Raw genomic sequence first — 3,816 nt, 5'->3', positions numbered from 1 at the left:
ATCAATTTTTTTTTAAAGATCAAGCAAACCACGGAATCTAAACAAGGCTCTTCGTCGGCAGCGTCATATGCGTATAAGAGACAGATTCTTGGCGCTCTTGGCGTACTTGGCGGTTTGTTTAATATTCTGTGCATCTTTATAAAAAATTGGTATTAACCCTCTTTTGTCACTTTGGGAGAAGCCAATCGCTGAAAGCCTTTCGGATCTTTAATTTTCAGATTTGAGCTACAAACTTTAGTTACTGTTAGAAAATAAAGGCTTAAAGCGTTATCCAATCAAAGTTTCAGAATTTAGCTTCGATTATTGTTTTCCGAGAGTGACAAAAGAGGGATTAAAAGCCAAGCAATTCAGCAGATGAATGGGTTCAAAACCCAGATAACTAAATCAATCAAAAAAAGAAAGAATTATGGATGTTCGTAATTTTTACATTTCTACTATAATGACAGGATTAGCAATATTGACTTCTGCTAGTCAGGCACTAGCTATTCCTAAAGGTCAATATTTCGGATTCCAAAATAATACACAAGGAAAAACAGACAATCTAACACTGAGAATCGAAGAGACCTATCAATGTACCGAAGGAACTTGCTTTAAGGGTACGATAAACTTTCCCAGTGCAGGTTTTTCAGATTTGGTTGTTGGTTCCTCGTCAGGTAATCAATTTACTATGCGACGTTATGTAGGTAATGGTTTTAATATAGTACAAACTTTCAACGGGCTTACAAGTGCTACAGGCACTAGCGGCAGTTGGTTCACTGACCCAGAGCCGAATAACAAGGGAAGTTTCAGTATAAGCCCATAAAATTCAGGGCTACCAATTATAAGCCGGATTTGATTGAAAGAATGTTGAGAGTGAATAAAAGCAACTGCTGCGCGATCGCACTCATATAATCCTCCCACAACTTCAACTGATTTATGAAATTGCTGGGCACTAATTTGGGCAGTTTCTATAGTTTTTGGCTCTAGGGTAAGAACATCTCAATATGAAAATGCCTAGATACCCATCTGACCAACGAGTTTTGGCGCATCAACCCGCAAACTCATCTGCTCACAACGCACAGTTAACCAAGGCTGACCTAAACCTATTTTAGAAAAAGGACTTTCGGCGGGAATTTCTAATTTAGAACCAATCAAACCCAACACAGACTCAAATTCAGCAGGGAATATCAGCAAATCAGCACCCTTGGCGCTGAAAGCAGAAGCACTTAACCACTGTTTCCATGCCAAGTTTTGCCGATCGTATCTAAGACTACACAACTTCCGGTTTTCCTGATGCACAGTAACATACTTTCCGTGTTCCCAGGTAAACTTAGCTAATTCCTTTGGTAGTCCCCAAATTTCTCGACCACCAGCCACCGAATCAGCATTATCTACATAAATGTGGGAAACCCAACCACCGATTTTTCTTTGGTAATTAACCAAAGCTGGGACAACAATTAACTCATTATACTCCAGTACTGAGCCTGACCCATAATGAGATAAATACACACTAGCGAGAGTTTTACCAGGCCATACAGAAATAATTTCTAACTCTAAGGGAATCAAAGGGCGCACTTGGTCAATATTTACCAAATGCAGAGTTTGGATAGCATAACCTTGGAGTACCCAAGGTGCTTGTGGATATGGCATAAGAGATTAACCCAACTTTTATATAATTCCTAACCTCTAACTCCTTAAAAAAAATCCCCACCCAGGCATTTGCCTGAATGGGTAATATGAGGTCGAACAAAACAATCTTGCCAAAAGAAGTAGAGGAATTATTTGCTCTCTGTAAAATCAGCGTCAATTACATCGTCACCGTTACTAGAACTAGAGGAACTGCTACTATCTTGAGGTTCACCACCAGATGTAGCACCGGCACCGGCACTAGCACTAGCACCAGCTTGTTGATAGATGTTGCTACCAACAGCGAATAACGCTTGTTGCAGTTCTGGGGTGAGCTTTTTGATTTGCTCATCGTCTTCTTTAGCAACTGCTTCCCGCAATTCTTTCACCAAACCTTCGACTTTAGTCTTGTCAGCATCGGGAACTTTATCGCCCAATTCTTGTAGCTGCTTCTCAGCTTGGTATGCCAAGGAGTCGGCTTGGTTCTTGCGTTCAATCTTCTCACGTCGTTCTTTGTCAGATGAAGCGTTTTGTTCAGCTTCTCTAACCATCCGGTCAACATCAGATTTATCCAGGGTGGAAGCGCCGGTTATGCTGATGGACTGTTCTTTACCAGTACCTTTGTCCTTAGCGGTGACGTTAAGGATACCGTTGGCGTCAATATCGAACACCACTTCAATTTGAGGAACACCGCGTGGTGCAGGAGGAATACCATCGAGGCGGAAGGTTCCCAAGCTCTTGTTATCGTTAGAGAATTCGCGTTCACCTTGGAGGACGTGAATTTCTACGTTGGTTTGTCCATCCACAGCAGTGGAGAAGACTTCCGATTTCTTGGTGGGAATTGTGGTGTTGCGGGGGATAATTTTGGTCATCACGCCGCCCAATGTTTCAACACCCAAAGATAGCGGTGTCACGTCTAACAGCAAGATGCCAGTTACATCACCAGCTAGTACGCCAGCTTGAATAGCTGCACCAACTGCTACGACTTCATCAGGGTTGACGGTTTGGTTGGGGTCTTTACCCAATACCTGCTTCACAATCTGTTGGACTGCGGGAATGCGGGTAGAACCACCAACTAACACCACTTCATCAATATCGCCTTTGTTTAACTTGGCATCCCGAAGGGCGTTTTCCACAGGAATACGGCAACGGTCGATTAAGTCAGAGCAAAGTTCTTCAAACTGAGCGCGAGTTAGGGTTGTATCCAGGTGCTTGGGCCCATCCTGGGTAGCAGTGATAAATGGCAGGTTGATTTCTGCTTGGCTAACACTAGAAAGCTCAATTTTGGCTTTTTCTGCCGCTTCAGTCAGACGTTGTAAAGCTTGCTTGTCTTTCCGTAGGTCAATACCTTCGGCTTTTCTAAACTTCTCAGCTAAGAAGTCAACTATTTTTTTATCGAAGTCGTCACCACCAAGGTGGGTATCACCAGAGGTGGCTAGTACTTCAAAAACTCCATCTCCTACTTCCAACACGGATACGTCGAAGGTACCACCACCAAGGTCAAACACGAGGATGGTTTCGTTACTCTTCTTGTCAAATCCATAAGCCAGAGATGCAGCTGTAGGCTCGTTGATAATCCGTAGAACTTCAATCCCGGCAATTTTACCAGCGTCTTTTGTCGCTTGGCGTTGCGAGTCGTTGAAGTATGCGGGAACAGTGATTACAGCTTGGGTTACAGTTTCACCCAGATATTTGCTGGCGTCTTCAACTAGTTTGCGAAGAACTTTTGCAGAAATTTCTTCCGGAGCAAACGGTTTACCAGCTATCGGACAATCTAATTTGACATTGCCGTTGCTGCTGAGGACTTTGTAAGAAACTTCCGTAGCTTCATTACTCACTTCCTCGAAGCGGCGTCCGATAAAGCGTTTGACTGAGTAAAACGTATTTTCGGGGTTCATCACCGCTTGGCGTTTGGCGATTTGACCAACCAAGTTGTCGCCATTTTTCGCAAATGCGACTACTGATGGCGTTGTCCGAAAACCTTCAGCATTAGCAATTACTGTGGGTTTACCACCTTCCATCACTGCCACGCAGGAGTTCGTTGTTCCTAAGTCAATTCCAACTACTTTTGCCATTTTAGGTGCTGGCTCCGTATAACTACAAATGAATGAATGAGAATATAAAGCACTAAATTTTGAACCAACAGGGTCAATAAATCAGCCAGTTCAGCATGAATACCTTTAATTGGCTTTCCTGGGGTTAAAACTCCAG

At 43.1% G+C, this 3,816-nt stretch carries 3 protein-coding genes; 1 reads left to right on the top strand and 2 read right to left on the bottom strand.

The window, feature by feature from the left end; genetic code table 11:
* The first annotated feature begins 406 nt into the window (after nt 1-406).
* Nucleotides 407-802: a hypothetical protein gene (locus IQ229_RS17335; RefSeq protein ID WP_194045822.1), complete on the top strand. Its 396-nt coding sequence runs from the start codon at nt 407-409 to the stop codon at nt 800-802.
* Nucleotides 803-993: 191 nt separating this feature from the next.
* Here the strand turns inward: IQ229_RS17335 and IQ229_RS17330 are convergent, their stop codons facing one another.
* Both IQ229_RS17330 and dnaK read right to left on the bottom strand, forming a co-directional pair.
* Nucleotides 994-1,629: an acetoacetate decarboxylase family protein gene (locus IQ229_RS17330; RefSeq protein WP_194045820.1), complete on the bottom strand. Its 636-nt coding sequence runs from the start codon at nt 1,627-1,629 to the stop codon at nt 994-996.
* A gap of 128 nt (nt 1,630-1,757) precedes the next feature.
* Nucleotides 1,758-3,680 carry a molecular chaperone DnaK gene (dnaK, locus tag IQ229_RS17325; protein WP_194045818.1) on the bottom strand — a complete coding sequence of 641 codons (1,923 nt, stop codon included), beginning with the start codon at nt 3,678-3,680 and terminating at the stop codon, nt 1,758-1,760.
* Nucleotides 3,681-3,816: the final 136 nt, after the last annotated feature.

It is taken from the genome of Nostoc cf. edaphicum LEGE 07299 (assembly GCF_015207245.1).
GTDB classification, from domain to species: Bacteria; Cyanobacteriota; Cyanobacteriia; order Cyanobacteriales; family Nostocaceae; genus Nostoc; species Nostoc edaphicum_B.
The sequence above is the reverse complement of the archived record's forward strand: the minus strand, read 5'-3'. Positions and strand labels throughout refer to the sequence as shown.

Bases quoted from the DNA above. Each gene is read 5' to 3' on its own strand.
- IQ229_RS17335 (WP_194045822.1), top strand. From the start codon at position 407: ATGGATGTTCGTAATTTTTACATTTCTACTATAATGACAGGATTAGCA.
- IQ229_RS17330 (WP_194045820.1), bottom strand. From the start codon at position 1,629: ATGCCATATCCACAAGCACCTTGGGTACTCCAAGGTTATGCTATCCAA.
- dnaK (WP_194045818.1), bottom strand. From the start codon at position 3,680: ATGGCAAAAGTAGTTGGAATTGACTTAGGAACAACGAACTCCTGCGTG.